Below are 15609 nucleotides of genomic sequence, written 5' to 3'. Positions count from 1 at the left end.
GGGCCGCCTCAGGGAGCGGGCGACCGCCCGCCGGTGCCGGTGCCGGTTCCGGTGCCCGTGCCCGTGCCGGTGGGCGCACCGGTACCGCCCGGCGTCGCCCCGCCGGTGTCCGGCGCCGGGGAGGGCGGGGGCGTGGGGGTCGGCGTCGGGTCGGGCTCCGGCGGGGTCGGGCTGGACGTCGGGCCCGGGGACGGCGAGGTGTCCGGGTCCGGAGCGGGGCTGCGCCGGCCGGTCGAGGGCGAGGGGCTCGGGGAGTTCCCGGTCCCCGGGGTCCTCCCGCCCTTGCCGTCGGGCTCGTGCCCGGGCGCGGCGGGTTTGTCGTCGCCCGCCTTCCGGGTGCCGCCGGAGAAGACGGTCCCGCCCCCCTTGCTCACGGAGGTGCCGGCGACCGCCTCGTACGTCCCGATGCCGCCGAGCGCGATGGCGAACGCCAGGCCGGAGGCGATCGCCGTGCGCTTCCGGCCCCGTACGCGGGTGCCGTGGACGGTGGCCGCGCCGAACTCCTCGTCGGGCCCCGCCCCGGCGGGTACGGCGCGCGGCATCATCGTGCCGTCGGGCGCCCGCTCCTCGCGGGCTCCCTCCACCGGCACCTGACGGCTCCTCGGGCGGGCGCTCTCGCGCAGCTGGTCGCCGGTGCGCCGGAAGAAGTGCTGGATGACGGGCCCGCCGGCGGTGGCGACCACGCTCACCACACCCGCGCCGAGGATGGTCCCGTAGACCCCCATCTGCGAGGCGAGCAGGGCGGCCGCGACGGTGGCGAGGGAGGAAGCGGCTACCTGAGTCCCGCTCAGGTCGAGCTTCTTCTTCTCCTTCTCCGGCCCCAGCTCGCTGTCCAGCCCGGTCTTCTGACCCATCGCCATCCCCTGCGTGTCCCGCCTCTCGCGCTTCTCCGCTTCCTTCAGTTACTGACACATGAGCGAAGCGGATAGTTCCATTTCCGGAGATTCTGTGAAGCAAGACACCTGAAATCGGACGCACGCCCAGGTCCGGCCGGATGGGGACCCGATTCGGGGCAGCACAACTCCCGCCGTCCGAGACAAGTTCGGCGGCGCGGCGGTCCACCCAGGTGGCCCGAATGGAGTACTGTGGCGAGCCCTGGGGCCGTCCTTCCTTACGGATGTCCGGACCCGGGAGAGGGGGCCGGCTGATGGAGAAACGGCACTCGAGACCGGCGATGCCGCGATATTGCCCGGGATCCTGCTGCGCACAGTAATCATTCGGTCACTGTGCGTGCCCAACAGGTAACCGTGCCATAACAGCGATCAAGGGCGCATGCCCGACACGCCGGTTTAACTCGGCAAGGTAGTGGCAGGCTGCACCCGGGCAGGCCACACTCGACTAGCGGAAGCAGCGACGCACGTGACGTCGGCAGGCACCACCCGGGAGGTCCCCATGCCCGAACTGCGTGTCGTGGCCGTCTCAAATGACGGCACACGACTGGTGCTCAAGGCTGCGGACAGCACGGAGTACACGCTTCCGATCGACGAGCGTCTCCGGGCTGCCGTGCGCAACGACCGTGCGCGCCTGAATCAGATCGAGATCGAGGTGGAGAGCCACCTCCGCCCGCGCGACATCCAGGCCCGCATACGGGCCGGCGCCTCCGCTGAGGAGGTCGCGCAGCTCGCCGGCATCCCCGTCGACCGCGTACGCCGCTTCGAGGGCCCCGTGCTCGCCGAGCGCGCGTTCATGGCGGAGCGGGCCCGCAAGACGCCCGTGCGCCGCCCCGGCGAGAACACCGGGCCCCAGCTCGGCGAGGCCGTGCAGGAACGGCTCACGCTGCGCGGGGCGGAGAAGGAGTCCGTCCAGTGGGACTCCTGGCGCCGCGACGACGGCACCTGGGAGGTCCTGCTGGTCTACCGGGTGGCGGGCGAACCGCACTCGGCGAGCTGGACCTACGACCCGCCGCGCCGGCTGGTCGTGGCCGTGGACGACGAGGCCCGCTCGCTGATCGGTGAGTCGGACGACCTGCCGGCGACCCCCGAGCCGAGCTTCCCGTTCGTACCGAGGATCGCGCGGCTGCCGCGCGACCGGCCGCTGGACCGGGCCCTCGACCGGCAGATGGAACGCCCTGTGGCGCCCGCTCCCCCGCCGGAGCCGGAGGCCGAGGAGGAGCGGGACACCCTGACGGCACTGCTGGAGGCGGTCCCGAGCTTCCGCGGCGACCTGGTGGTCCCGGAACCCGTGCCGGAGCCGGAGGCGGAGGAGCCGCCCGCGGCCTCGGCGTCGACGGGTGCGGGATCCGCGTACGCGGACGTCCTGATGCCGCGCACCGTCGCGGGCCACCGGGACCGGCTGACGGGCACGACGGACCGGCAGGCGGAGGCCGACGGCGTCCGCCCCGGCCGCCGGGCGGCGGTCCCGAGCTGGGACGAGATCGTCTTCGGCACCCGCCGCAAGAAGCAGGAGTAAGGCCCGGATCCCGGCGGCGGAGCACACCGCCGCCGGGGCGCCCGGGCCGGGTCGCGGACCTCGGGCCGCGGGCCTCGGGCCGCGGGCCTTCGCCTCCGGGCCGCGTCCCCCCGCCGGTCTAGCCGGGCAGTTCGCCGACGGCCACCGGCCGTGAACCGTCCGCGGACCATTGCGACCAGCTGCCCGCGTACAGCGCCGCCGGGATGCCCGCCGCCGCGAGCGCGAGTACCTCGTGGGCCCCCGAGACGCCCGAGCCGCAGTACACGCCGACCTGGGCGGTCCCGTCCACGGGAACGCCCAGGCCCTCGAAGCGCGCCCGCAGCGCGGCACCGTCCAGGAGCAGGCCTCCGGGACCCACGTTCTCCGTGGTAGGCGCCGACACCGCCCCCGGGATGTGGCCGCCGACCGGGTCGATCGGCTCCACCTCTCCGCGGTACCGCTCCCCCGCCCGGGCGTCCAGCAGGACACCCGTCCGGGCCAGCACCGCCGCCGCGTCCGCGTCCAGCAGTCCGATACCACCCGGATTTGGCTTGAAATCACCCTCGCTCACGGGAGTGACCTCGGCCGACAGCGCACCGCCGGCGGCCGTCCACGCGGCCAGTCCCCCGTCCAGCACCCGGACCCGTGCGTGACCCGTCCAGCGCAACAGCCACCAGGCGCGGGCCGCCGCCCAGCCCTGTCCTCCGTCGTACACGACCACCGGCGCGTCCGCCGAGACCCCGGCCCGCCGCATCACCGCCCCGAACTCCTCGGGATCCGGCAGCGGATGGCGTCCGCCCGAGCCCGCCGGGCCAGCCAGTTCCGCGTCGAGGTCGACGTAGACGGCGTCCGGCAGGTGCGCGGACCCGTACTCGGCCCGCAGGTTCGGGCCGCCGAGCTGCCAGCGGACGTCCAGGAGCACCGGCGGCCGCGGGCCGGCCAGCTCCTCCTTCAGATCGGCGGCGGAGAGGAGCGGAGAGGGGGGCGGGTTGGCAGTCATGCGGGCCATTTTGCTCCCCGGCACGCACCCCGTGTAACAAGCGGGACATCGACGGGCCGTACGGATCCGGTCATCTCTCCAGGCTCGTGCGAAGCCCGGCCGGTCGGGGCGCGCCGAGCCCGCCGGAGTGGAAGCATCAGCTCCGGGAAACGTCACGAGCGTGACGACGGAGGAGACGGCTGACATGACCGAGGCATCGGAAGCAACGCGGCGCACGCCCGGCACGCCGTGCTGGGCGAGCCTGATGGTGCACGGCCTCGGGACCACCGAGGAGTTCTACGCGGACCTGTTCGGCTGGGAGTACGAGCCCGGCCCGGAGCAGCTCGGCCCGTACGTACGGGCCGTGCTCGACGGGCGGGAGGTCGCGGGCATCGGCGAGATGCCGCCGGACCGCCAACTCCCGGTGGCCTGGACGACGTACCTCGCCACCGACGACGCCGACGCGACGGCCGAGTCCATCCGCTCCTGCGGCGGCACGGTCGCGGTGGGCCCGCTGGACGCGGGCGTCGCGGGGCGGGTGGCGATCTGCTCGGACCCGCTCGGCGCGATCTTCGGGCTCTGGCAGGCCGCGTCCCACCTCGGGACCGGGCTGGCCGGGGGGCCGGGCACCCCGGTCTGGCACGAGCTGGTCACTCAGGACACCTCCACGGTCGGGAAGTTCTACGAGCACGTCTTCGGCCACGAGGCGCGGGCACACGCCGAGGCCCGCGACGACTTCGACTACCTCACGCTGCTGCTGGAGGGCCGGCCGGTGGCCGCCGTGCACGGGGTCGGCCGGTCCCTGCCCCACGACAGGGGGCCGCACTGGATGACGTACTTCGAGGTGGAGGACACCGACGCGGCCGCCGCCCACGTGCTGCGGCTCGGCGGCCGGATCGTCCAGCCACCGCGCGAGGGCCTCAGCGGTCGGCTGGCTACGGTCGCGGACCCGGAGGGCGCCGTCTTCACGCTCGTCCGCCCCAGGAACTGACCCTCGGGGCCCTGGCCTAGGGCGTCCCGGCGGGCTGGCCTCCGGGGCGCCGGGGTTCCCTGGTGGTGACCATCAGGCCGCCGGTGAGGGCCGCGAGCAGCAGGGCGCCGAACCCCCACCAGAGGAAGGCGGAGTAGCCGCCCATCAGCCACCGGGTCACGCCCTGCGTGGACTCGGGGCGGCCGAGGCCGGCGATGACCAGGCCGAGCAGCATGCCGCCGATCGCTTCGCCCAGCTGCTGGGCCGTGGCGATGGCGGCCGAGGCCCCGCCGGCCTGCCGGGGTGCGACGCCGGCGGTCACGGTGGCGAAGAGCGGGACCCAGGCCATGCCGAGGCCGAGGCCGGTGAGGACCATGCTGGGCAGCGACCGGCCCGGCGAGAGGCTCTCGTCCACCCCGGCCAGGAGCAGCAGCCCGGCCGCGGTGAGCACCAGCCCCGCGGCGATCAGGACCTGGGGCGGGGCGCGGTGCAGCAGCCGGGCGGACACCTGGGTGGAGCCGATCACGATGGCGGCGGTCAGGACCAGGAGGAGCGTCCAGGTCGCGGGCGACAGGTAGCCGTGGAACCGCTGCAGGTAGAAGGTGATGGAAGCGAACAGGGCGAGGACACCGGTGCCCGCCAGGACCAGGGCGAGGAGCGAGCCGGCCCGGTTGCGGCCCATGAAGGCGTACGGGGTCAGCAGCGGGCTGGAGGTCCTGGTCTGCCACCACAGGAAGGCCGCGAGCAGGGCGACGCCGACGCAGACCAGGAGCAGCGCCAGGACGTTGAGCGTGCCGCCGGACTCCACCTCGCCGAGTCCGTAGGTCAGGGCGGCCAGCCCGCCCGAACCGAGCAGTGCTCCCGGCACGTCGAGGCGTGAGCCGGAGGTGCCGGGGCGGTCCTGCGGCAGCGTGAGTACGCCGATCAGGGCGATCGCGGCCATGGCGAGGGGGGCGTACAGGCACCAGCGCCAGGTCAGGCTGTCGAGGAGCGATCCGCCCGCGAGCAGCCCGAGCGCCGAACCGCCGCCGGTGAACGCCACGTAGACCCCCAGGGCCCGGCCCCGCTCCCTGGGGTCGGTGGAGCCGGCGGTGACCAGGGCGAGCGCGGCCGGTGTCAGCAGCGCGGCACAGGCACCCTGCAGGACCCGGGCCAGGATCAGCGTCACGGAATCGCCGGCCGAGCCGCCGAGGGCGCAGGCCGCCGCGAATCCGGCCAGGCCGATGACCAGGGTCCGCCTGCGGCCCACGAGGTCCGCCAGGTGCCCGCCGGGGAGCAGCAGCGCACTGAAGGAGACCACATAGGCGGTGAACATCAGACTCAGGCCGTCGGAGTCGAGGTCGAGGTCCGCCTGGACGGACGGCACCGCCATGCTGAAGACCGCCGCACTGAGCACCACCATCAGCTGCACGAGGCCGGCCACCACCAGGCCCCGGCGCCCGCCCCGCGGGGAGGCTTCCTGGGGGGTCGTGGACGACGCCGCGGACGCCGCCGCGGGCCAGGCGTCGGCGGGTGAGCCCGGGGGCGGTCCGAAGCCCTGCGCGGGACCGGGGTGCGCGGGGGTCGTGGGGGCGTACGCGGGCGGCGGGGGGAGCTGGGGACGCGGGGAGGGGACCCGGGGGTCCGGCCGCCCGGCGGGGGCCTCGGCGGCGGGCGCGGGGGCGTAGTCCAGCAACTGGGCTGCGTGTCGGCCAAGTTGGGCCAGCACTGCGCCCGGCAGCCACTCCCCCGCGTGGTCCACCGCCGTGCGGGCGGCCACCTGCTCGGGGGTGGGCCGCCGGGCGGGGTCCTTGTGCAGGCATTCGCTCACGAGACCGACGAGCGTCTCCGGTACGCCGGTCAGGTCCGCCTCCTCCTCGGCGATGCGGAAGAGGTGGGCGTTGAGGCCCGTGTCCGTCGCGCCGAAGAGGAGACGCCCGGTGGACGCGTAGACGAGGACGGCTCCGAGGCAGAAGACGTCGCTGGCCGGGGTGAGTTCGAGACCGCGGACCTGCTCCGGCGACATGAAGCCCGGGGAACCGATCAGCATCCCGGTACTGGTGAGCAGGCTGTCCCCGGCGAGGCTGTCCATCGCGCGGGCGATGCCGAAGTCGATGACGCGGGGGCCGTCGACGGTGACGAGGACGTTGGACGGTTTGAGGTCACGGTGGATCAGGCCCGCCCCGTGCACGGCCCGCAGGGCGAGCGCGAGACGGTTGGCGAGGGTGTGGACCGAGTGCTCGGGCAGCGGCCCGAAGTCCTTGGCGACCACGGAGTGCAGATCGGGTCCCGGGATGTACTGGGTCGCCACCCAGGGCACGGCGGCATCGGGGTCGGCATCGAGGACGGCGGCCGTCCAACTCCCGCCCACCCGCCGCGCGGCGGCCACCTCCCGGGCGAACCGTCTGCGGAACTCGGGGTTCCCCGCGTATTCGGCCTGCACGACCTTCACGGCCACGGTGCGCCCGCCCTCGGAGCGGCCGAGATAGACCAGACCCATGCCCCCCGCGCCCAGCCGGGCGATCAGACGGTACGGGCCGATACGGGTCGGGTCTTCGACGATCAGCTGGTCCACGACAGCAAGATAGTCCAACTATCCAACGGGAAGGGGCTCATCGGCCGAATCTCACCAAGGCCACCGCGCCCGGGGCAGGAGGGCGGCGGCCTCACCGGCGCCACCACCGCGGGCGACAGCCGCGCCTCCAGGGCGCCCGTCTCGGGGGCCCGCTCATCGATCCGTTCCGAGTACGGCGATCCCGGCGAGCAGGCAGTCGAGCCCGAACTCGAACTGCTCGTCGGCGGCGAGGTCCTGCGCCTCGATCACCGAGCGGGCGAAGTGCGGGTACACGCCGCTGTCGACGATGTCCCGCATGTACGGACCGACGCTCGCCCGCCACTGCTCCTGGTTCAGGCCGCTGCGGCGCTGCGCGTCCTGTTCGGCGAGCTGGTCCGACACCGCGCCGAGTACGTAGTGGTGCAGCGGGCGGATGAGCGTGACGGCCAGGGTCGCGTCAGGGGTCAGCGACGCCGCGGCGGCCAGCGCGAAGTCCAGCCGGCGCACGGAGTTCGGCCCGAGCGCCGGGCGGGACATCAGCTCGCTGCCGAGCCACGGGTGCCGCAGCAGGTCGGCGCGCAGCCGGCGGGCGACGCCACCCAGGTCGGCGCGCCAGTCGCCGGACGGCGGCTGCGCCGGGTGCTCGCCGCGCACCGCGTCGACCATCAGGTCCAGCAGTTCGTCCCGGCCGGCGACATGGCGGTAGAGCGAGGTCGTCCCGGAACTCAGGTCCGTGGCCAGCCGGCGCATGGACAGGGCCTCCAGGCCCTCCGCGTCGGCGATGGCGACGGCCACCGCCACGATCCGCCCGATGCTCAGGCTCTGCCGGCGCGCAGTGCGCGGCTCCCGGGCCCAGACCAGTGCGGGGGTTGGTTCCTCGGACATCGCGACACTCCTCTGATCAGTCCACTGATCAATCCGAGGGCACATCGTATGCCGTGGCTACAGCGTTCCCAGGCGCGGGAACATCGCTCCCGAACCTCGACGGCCCGGACGGCGGGCGTTCGGTCCGGGCGGACCGACCCGACCTCACCGCCGTACGGCCGACGGGCTGAATTCGATCACCCATTAGTCATAAATGATCAGAGCGACCGCACCATTCCTGCCTATTTGTGTGAATAGATCACCGCACTGGTCCTCCTTGGGCGAGTCGTCTTCCCCGAAGGGCACCCGATGCGACGTGTCTTGAGAAGCCGCACCGGTGGCCCGCACCGGCGCCGGCGCACGGCGACCGCCTTCTGCGCGGTGGCGGCATGCTGCTTCCTCTCCGCGGCACCTGTCGCGGCGTCGGCCCCGGCGGACCTGGGTACCACCGCGTCCGAGGCCCCCGAGGCTGCCGACGCCCACGAGCCCCCGGCAGCCTCCGCGTCCGCCGTACCGGCCGCGCCTGCCGCCGGTACGGGGCGGCGGCCTTCCCCGGGAACGGGGCCGGTGGACGTCGGAGCCGGCCCGACCCCACAGGTGCCGGAGAGAGCGGACCTGGCGGTGTCGGGCGTCGCGCTGCGGCCGGCGGCGACCGGCGCCCGGGACAGCCGGGAGAGCCCGGACGCGGCGGCACGGGAGACGTTCGACTACGTCGTGACGGTGACCAACCACGGACCGTCCGCCGCCCGGCAGGTGCGCGTCACCGACCGGCTGCCGCTCTCCCTGGAGTTCGTCTCGTCCCGAGACGGCTGCACCGCGAACAGCCGGACGGTGGTGTGCGGGCCGCTGGCCACGCTGGCGGTGGGCGCGTCGCACGCCTGGGTGCTCACCGTACGGCTCGCGCCCGGCTACCTCGGGGACGGTACGGACATCGTCAACGAAGCGGTCGTCGACGCGGCGACCGCGGACCCGGACTCCCGGAACAACACCTCCTCCCTGACCGGCCTGAAGATTCCGCCCAGCGCGCGGACGGCGGACCTGTCGATCCGCAAGACGGCAGTGCTCGCGAAGGGGCGGGAGCACGTCAGGCCGGGAGAGAAGTTCACCTACCTGATCACGGTGCGCAACGCGGGCCCCGCGACGGCGCGGCAGCTCCAGGTCACCGACCGGCTGCCGTCCTCGCTGGTCCTGCTCTCCTCACCCGATGACTGCGCGGTCGCCAAGGGCGGGGACCGGCTGGTGGTGTGTCCGCCGCTGGAGCGCCTGGCGGCCGGCGAGAAGGCGGAGTTCCGGATCACGGTGCGTGCCGTGACCGGGGAGCGGTCGGCCCAGCCGCCGGCCAGCAGGTGCACGCCCATCGAGAACATCGCCCGCGTCACCTCGGTGAGCTTCGACCCCGACCTCTCGGACAACGCCAACGAGCCCGGGACGACGGGGCCGAAGGGCGGCCGCCTGTGCCTGGTGTCCGAAGGGGACGGGGACCAGCACGGCGGGCACGAAGGCCGGGAGGACCACCGGGAGGACGGCCGGGAGGACGGTCACCACGGCCACCACGGCCGCGACGACCAGCAGGACGGCCGCGACGACGGTCGGGAGCAGCATGACGGCCGGGAGCAGCACGGCGGCCGCGGCGACCTGGCCGACTCCGGCGCCACGGTCCCGGCCTGGCTGCTGTGGACCTCGGCCGCGCTGGTGACCGGTGGAGCGGCACTGCGGACGGCGTTCCGGGCGCGCCGCCCGTGACGGCGGTTCGCCGCGACATCCGCGGCGGACGGCCTGCCCAGGCGCAACCACCGAGCGGGAAGTCGAGGAACGTTCCGGTATGACGATGCCCCGGAGTGCCTGGTGGCGCAGGGCCGCCGCCTCCTTCCTGTGCACGACCGCGCTGGTCCTGCCGGCGGTCCTCTCCGTTCCCGCGACGGCGGCCCCGACCGCCGGGGCCGACCCGGCCGCCCCAGTCGGCCCGGCCGCCCCAGTCGGCCCGGCCGGCGGCCCCCGGCCCCGCGCACTGGCCTTCCCCGTCGACGAGGCGTTCGACAGTTCCACCAACCTGGGCGGCACCAGCGGCAACGCGAGCTATCCGGAGGGCGGCGGCTGGCTGCGACTGACGTCCGCGAGCGCCAACCAGGCCGGCACCTGGAAACTGAAGGACTCCTTCCCCTCCAGCCTCGGCTTCATCGCCGAATTCAGCTACGCCACCTACGGGGGAACGCCCTTCGAGGGCAAGCGGGGTGACGGGCTCTCCTTCTACCTGGTCGACGGCGCGGCGGCCGACGGGACCGGCCCTTCCGGCGGAGCCCTCGGCTACGCCTGCACGGGCGTGGCGGACCTCTGCGCCGTCTCGGGCGTACCGGGTGCGTACTTCGGCATCGGGCTGGACGAGTTCGGCAACTTCTCCTCCAGCGTGGTCGGCAACGGCGGCCCGGGCGCCCAGTCCAACAAGATCGTGGTGCGCGGCGGAGGCAACGGCAGGACGGGGTACCGCTACGCCACGGCCGTCGACGGTCCCGGCAAGACCGTGGAGACCGGCAGCCGCGCCAAGGAGCGCACGGTGCGCGTGTCCCTCCTGCCCAGCGGTACGAAGATGCTGCTGTCGGTGTGGTCCGACAGCGGCCCCGGCACGGCCATGACCCAGCTGATCACCGACTTCGACGTCACGGGCATCACCGGCCAGCCGAAGCTCCCGGCCACCCTCAAGGTGGCGTTCTCCGGGAGCACCGGTGGCGCGACGAACGTGCACGAGATCGACGACCTGCAGATCAACGTGCCGGCCGACCTGACCATCGCGAAGGCGGGCTCCCCCGCGACCGTGCCCGCCGGCGGCGGACCGGTGACCTACACGCTGACCGTCTCCAACAGCCAGGCCAACGAGGTCACCGGCGCAACCGTGCGCGACACCGTGCCCGGCCTGACCAACGTGACCTGGATCTGTCGCGCCGGCACCGGCGGGACCTGCGGACGGGCCTCCGGCAGCGGGAACGTCCTGGACACGACGGCCGACTTCCAGCGCGGCGGCTCGGTCACCTACACGGTCACCGGTACGGCCCCGGCGCAGCCCGTCACCCTGACCAACACGGCCACCGTGACCGCCCCGGCGGACCGTACGGACACCAATCCGGCGGACAACAGCTCCACCGCCGCCGCCACGGTGGTGACCGCGCGCGCCGATGTGGCCGCGGAGAAGGAGGGGCTCGGGTCCGGACCGGTGGCCCCGGGCCAGGAGTTCGAGTACCGGATCACCGCACGCAACCTCGGGCCCTCCCACACGACCGCCGTCCAGCTCTCCGACACCCTTCCCGGGCCGCTGCGGTTCGTCTCCTCCGCCGACGGGTGCACGGCCTCGGGCCAGCAGCTGTCCTGCCCGGTCCGCGATCAGCTGAACGCCGGCACGAGCACCTCGTGGACCGTACGCGTACGGCTGGACCCGGCCTATCAGGGTGACGGCTCGGACCTCGGGAACGTCGCGACGCTCCGGCACGCCGTCGCCGATCCGCAGCCCGCGAACAACACCAGCGCGGCCGCCGCTCCGCCCGGCGGGGTGGCGCCCGCCCGGGCCGACCTCTCACTGGCGAAGGCCGTGGAGGCCCGCTCCCCCGTGGCCCCCGGGGAGACCTTCACGTACACGGTGACCGTACGCAACAGCGGCCCGTCCGTGGCCCGGAAGGTCTCGGTCGTCGACCCGCTGCCCGCGGGGCTCGCCTTCGTCGCCCCGGCCGCGGGCTGCACGGCCGTCGGCCGGGACGTCACCTGCGGCACGGTGGCCACCCTCGACCCGGGTGGAGTCCGGTCGTGGACCTTCACCGTGCGCGTCGACCCGGCGTACACCGGAGACGGGACGGGCCTACGGAACACCGCGACCGCCCGCGCGGACACGGCCGATCCGAACCCGCTCGACAACAGCGGCTCCGCCGGGGTGCCCGGCGGACGCGTCCGCCCGCCCAGCGCCGACATCGAGCTCGCCAAGGACGCGACCGCGGGCTGACAGGCCGGTCCCGCACCCCGTCTCCTTTCCCTGACATTCCCCCCAACTCCCGTACAGCAGCTCTCTGTACGGTCCTCTCCCGCACGAAACGGAAACGATGCGCCATGACGACGACACCAGGCCGGCGGCCGGCGGTGCGGGCCCTGGCTCCGCTGCTCTGCGCCGCGGCCCTGTGGGCCGGACCGGCCCCCGGGGCCGCCGCCCTGCCCGCCGGAGGGCATACGGTCGAGGTGACGGCACAGCATGCCAAGGCCCCCGGTGACCTGATCACCTACACCCTGACCGCACGGAACAAGGGCCCGTCGGTGGCCCGGAAGGTCACCGCCACGGACAAGCTCCCCACCGGGATCTCCTTCGTGGGCTCCTCCGACGGCTGCACCGCGACGGGCCAGACCGTCACCTGCGGACCCGAACCCCAGCTGAACGCCGGGGAGACCAGGAGCTGGAGCTTCCAGGCCCGGCTGAGCCCCTCGTACCAGGGGGACGGTTCCGACCTCGGCAACAGCGCCACGGGCAGCTCCGAGGCCACGGATCCCGACCCCGCCAACAACAAGCCGGATCCGGTGCTGCCGCCGGGACCGTTCGGTCCCGTCTCTGACCTGGCCACCGTCAAGACCCCGCTGGGCGCGGGGCCGACCGTCCCGGGCCAGGAGTACGAGTACGAGGTCCGTACGACCAACAAGGGCCCCTCCGACGCGCGCAACGTCGTGGTGGCCGACGCCCTGCCCGACGGGCTGACCTTCGTGTCCTCCGCCGACCCGTGCACCGCTTCCGGACGGACCGTCACCTGCGGTCCGCTGGCCCGACTCGTCCCCGGCGCCGAGGTGGTGTGGACGTTCAAGGTGAAGCTGGACGCCGCCTACGCCGGTGACGGCAGCGACCTGCGCAACACCGCGACCTCCTCCTCCGCGTCCAAGGACCCGGAGCCCGCCGACAACACCTCGCACGCCGTGCTGCCACCGGGCGGGGTCACCGCCCCGCAGGCCGACGTGTGGACGACCAAGCGGCCGGCCAACGACACCCCGATCGCCCCCGGGCAGACCTTCGAGTACGTGGTCACCGCGACCAACGACGGCCCGTCCCGCGCCGTGAACACCGCGATCACCGACAGGCTGCCCTCGCAGCTCGCCTTCGTCTCCTCCCCCGACGGCTGCTCGGTGACCGCCGGTACGGTCAGCTGCGGCCCGGTGGCCGTACTGGAGCCCTCGGCATCCCGGACCTGGCGGTTCACCGTCCGCCTCGACAGCGGGTACACCGGCAACGGATCCGACATCCGCAACACGGCGACCGCCGTCTCGCGGACCGCGGACCCCAAACCGGGGAACAACACGAGCAGCCCGGCGGGCCTGCCCGGCAGCACCGTCAACAAGCCGACCGCGGACCTGGCCGTGACCAAGGAGGCCGTCGGGACCAAGCCGCCGGTGCCGGGTGAGAGCTTCGACTACCGGATCCGGGTCAGGAACAACGGCCCGTCGGCCGACGCCTTCAACGTCAAGCTCAGCGACGCGCTCCCCGAGGGCCTCTCGTACGTGGCGTCCTCCCCCGCCGGTTGCACCGTCGCCGGACACCTGGTGACGTGCAAGCGCACCAGCCCGCTCAAGGTCGGCGAAACGGTCGAGTACCTGCTCACCGTCAAGGTGGATCCCGCCTACGGCGGGGACGGCAGCGACCTGCGGAACACCGCCCAGGTGACGGCCGACAACATCGACCCGGCGAGCGAGAACGACAAGAGCACCGCGACCGTACCCGGCGGGCACGTCACGGACCCCGCCGCGGACCTCGCCATCACCAAGAAGCCCGTCCAGACCACCCCCGTGGCCCCGGGCGAGACCTTCGACTACGCCCTGACCGTCACCAACAACGGCCCCTCCCAGGCCGAGCAGATCACGGTCTCCGACACGCTGCCCACCGCCCTGAGCTTCGTGTCCGGCGACGCCACCTGCACCTCGGGACGGACCGTCACCTGCGGCCCGCTGCCGCAGTTGGCGCCCGGGGCCTCGATGACCTGGGTGATCAAGGTGAAGCTGGACCCGGAGTACACCGGCAACGGCTCCGACATCCGCAACACCGCCACCGTCGACTCCCTGACCAGCGATCCCAAGCCCGCGAACAACACGAGCGCGGCCGCCGGCCCGCCCGGCGGCACGGTCAAGGACCCGACGGCCGACCTGGAGGTCGGCAAGACGACCCCCTGACCCCGCGACCCCCACGGAAGGCCGGCAGGGCATCCCGCCCTGCCGGCCTTCCGCCGTACCGGGCAGCCGTACGGATTCACCCGAATGGCGGCGCTCGAATGTCCCCGCGCTCCCCCGCCGCGGACCCTGGGCGGGACACCGGACGATCGGCGTCCCGCCCGACGAAGGAGTCTCTCGTGGCACAGACAACGCCCCCCAGCAGGGCCCCCAACAACCGGTACGCCGACGACGGCCAGAACCCGTGGGCGGCCAGCGGCGCCGTGTTCGCCGGAGTCCTGATGCTCGTGGAAGGCGTCCTCGGCATCCTGAAGGGAATCGTCGGCATCGCGAACGACGACGTCTACGCGCGCCTGGGCGAGTACACCTTCAAGTTCGACGTCACGGCGTGGGGCTGGATCCACCTGGTCCTGGGCATCGTGCTCGCGGTCGTCGGCGCGGGCATCCTCAAGGGCGCACCCTGGGCCCGGGTCACGGGCGTGGTGATCGTCGCGCTGGACATCATCCTCAACTTCCTGTGGCTGCCCTACACGCCGCTCTGGGGCCTCATCTCGATCGCCCTCGGCATCTTCATCATCTGGGCCCTGTGCACGGAGAGCAGCCGCTCCCACACCGGCTGACGCGAGCGGCCCCGCGGCGTCCTCCCCATCAGCCGTGGTCGACGGGGAGGACGCGTCCGCTCGAGTGTTGCCCGCGCCGCACGGTGACGTCGCCCCTCGGGCGCTCCGCCACGCCGCGCGAGCGGCTCGGTGTTCACTCCGACCTGGGCCGACGCCACGCCCCTCCTTGGGCACGAGCCCATGGCGCACCGCACCGAACCGGACGGCCGTGCACACTCGTCGACATGCCGAGTACCCCGCGCCTTGCCTCCTCCGTCGACATACGCGCCCACCTCGTCGACCAGCTCAACAGCGTCCTGCGCCGCCCGGCGGCCTACGGCGACCTCAACACCGCCGTCTGGTTCCTGATGGACCACCTGCTCGTGGCCGAACGGAATGCCGGAGCCTGGCAGGAGGAACAGTCACGCCTCACCGAAGCCGGCGCGTGGTACGCGGACGGAGTCCAGGGCGCCTTCCGGAAGCTGCTGCCCCGGGATGCGGCCCTGGACACTCACACCGCTTGCGTCTACGCCGAGTTCGCCCACCGCCGGGGCTGGCTCACGGCAGACCGCCTCTTGTCGCACTCCGAGTACGAGGCGATGCGCGACGCGCTGCCCGGCTGGTGCGCCGTGGACCGGGACTGGCCGGACGTCACCGCCGAGTTCGGCGAGCCGTCCGTCGTCACCGGCGGCCCGAACCCCCGGGTCAGCAAGGCACTCGCCTATGCCACCGCGACACCGGGGGACCCCCTGCTCGTCCTGCACCTCTGGAACGACTACGACTCCGGGCTCTCGCAGCCGGCCGTGCTCGCCGCCCGGGTCGGCGGCGATCTCCTCCCGGAGTCGTTCACGTTCACACCGCTCGGCCGAAGTCGGTAGTGCTCGCCACCCGGCTGCTTGTTCGGCGACGTGGCCCCGTTGCCGCACTGGGGCCTGTCGTCGAACTCCCGTCTGCCGCACGACGACTGGCCCTAGGTACGTCGTTTCCACCTGCGCAAACGCGGAACGCCGGATACAACGCCGTTCGGCCTTCGTGCCTACGCGGCGGGGGCTCGCGCGCGTCGGGAGCAGCCGGGTGTTCCCCCAGGTCTGCCCGAAGGGGC

At 73.5% G+C, this 15609-nt stretch carries 11 protein-coding genes; 7 read left to right on the top strand and 4 right to left on the bottom strand.

Features of this window, described 5'->3' with window-relative positions:
• Nucleotides 1-8: 8 nt before the first annotated feature.
• Complete coding sequence (locus OG389_RS28325) at nucleotides 9-854, bottom strand: hypothetical protein (protein ID WP_328301257.1); 846 nt, start codon at nucleotides 852-854, stop codon at nucleotides 9-11.
• A gap of 538 nt (nucleotides 855-1392) precedes the next feature.
• Here OG389_RS28325 and sepH point away from each other — a divergent pair.
• Nucleotides 1393-2409: a septation protein SepH gene (sepH, locus tag OG389_RS28320; RefSeq protein WP_328301256.1), complete on the top strand. Its 1017-nt coding sequence runs from the start codon at nucleotides 1393-1395 to the stop codon at nucleotides 2407-2409.
• Between the two features lie 118 nt (nucleotides 2410-2527).
• On the opposite strand, the gene OG389_RS28315 is transcribed toward sepH, so the two are convergent.
• The gene (locus tag OG389_RS28315) at nucleotides 2528-3388 is read right to left on the bottom strand and encodes a sulfurtransferase (RefSeq protein WP_328301255.1); all 861 of its coding nucleotides are present in this window, start codon (nucleotides 3386-3388) and stop codon (nucleotides 2528-2530) included.
• 184 nt (nucleotides 3389-3572) lie between these two features.
• Here OG389_RS28315 and OG389_RS28310 point away from each other — a divergent pair, with 184 nt between their 5' ends.
• The gene (locus OG389_RS28310; RefSeq protein ID WP_328301254.1) at nucleotides 3573-4358 is read left to right on the top strand and encodes a VOC family protein; all 786 of its coding nucleotides are present in this window, start codon (nucleotides 3573-3575) and stop codon (nucleotides 4356-4358) included.
• Between the two features lie 16 nt (nucleotides 4359-4374).
• On the opposite strand, the gene OG389_RS28305 is transcribed toward OG389_RS28310, so the two are convergent.
• Together OG389_RS28305 and OG389_RS28300 are read right to left on the bottom strand one after the other, a co-directional pair.
• Nucleotides 4375-6891 (bottom strand): MDR family MFS transporter, encoded by a 2517-nt coding sequence (locus OG389_RS28305; RefSeq protein ID WP_328301253.1) that lies wholly within the window; start codon nucleotides 6889-6891, stop codon nucleotides 4375-4377.
• Between the two features lie 153 nt (nucleotides 6892-7044).
• On the bottom strand, nucleotides 7045-7755 hold the full coding sequence (locus OG389_RS28300) for a TetR/AcrR family transcriptional regulator (protein ID WP_328301252.1): 711 nt from the start codon (nucleotides 7753-7755) through the stop codon (nucleotides 7045-7047).
• 288 nt (nucleotides 7756-8043) lie between these two features.
• Between OG389_RS28300 and OG389_RS28295 the strand changes: the two genes are divergently transcribed.
• From OG389_RS28295 to OG389_RS28275, 5 genes are all read left to right on the top strand, one after another.
• Nucleotides 8044-9477, top strand: coding sequence for a DUF11 domain-containing protein (locus OG389_RS28295; RefSeq protein ID WP_328301251.1), 1434 nt, complete (start codon nucleotides 8044-8046; stop codon nucleotides 9475-9477).
• A gap of 79 nt (nucleotides 9478-9556) precedes the next feature.
• Complete coding sequence (locus OG389_RS28290; protein WP_328301250.1) at nucleotides 9557-11716, top strand: lectin-like domain-containing protein; 2160 nt, start codon at nucleotides 9557-9559, stop codon at nucleotides 11714-11716.
• Between the two features lie 104 nt (nucleotides 11717-11820).
• A complete protein-coding gene (locus OG389_RS28285; RefSeq protein WP_328301249.1) occupies nucleotides 11821-13911 on the top strand; it encodes a DUF11 domain-containing protein in 2091 nt (696 codons plus the stop codon).
• Nucleotides 13912-14087: 176 nt separating this feature from the next.
• Nucleotides 14088-14528: a DUF7144 family membrane protein gene (locus OG389_RS28280; RefSeq protein ID WP_328301248.1), complete on the top strand. Its 441-nt coding sequence runs from the start codon at nucleotides 14088-14090 to the stop codon at nucleotides 14526-14528.
• A 224-nt stretch (nucleotides 14529-14752) separates the two neighbouring features.
• The gene (locus tag OG389_RS28275) at nucleotides 14753-15385 is read left to right on the top strand and encodes a hypothetical protein (protein WP_328301247.1); all 633 of its coding nucleotides are present in this window, start codon (nucleotides 14753-14755) and stop codon (nucleotides 15383-15385) included.
• The last annotated feature ends 224 nt before the right edge of the window (nucleotides 15386-15609 follow it).

It is taken from the genome of Streptomyces sp. NBC_00435, from assembly GCF_036014235.1.
Classification (GTDB): domain Bacteria; phylum Actinomycetota; class Actinomycetes; order Streptomycetales; family Streptomycetaceae; genus Streptomyces.
The sequence above is the reverse complement of the archived record's forward strand: the minus strand, read 5'-3'. Positions and strand labels throughout refer to the sequence as shown.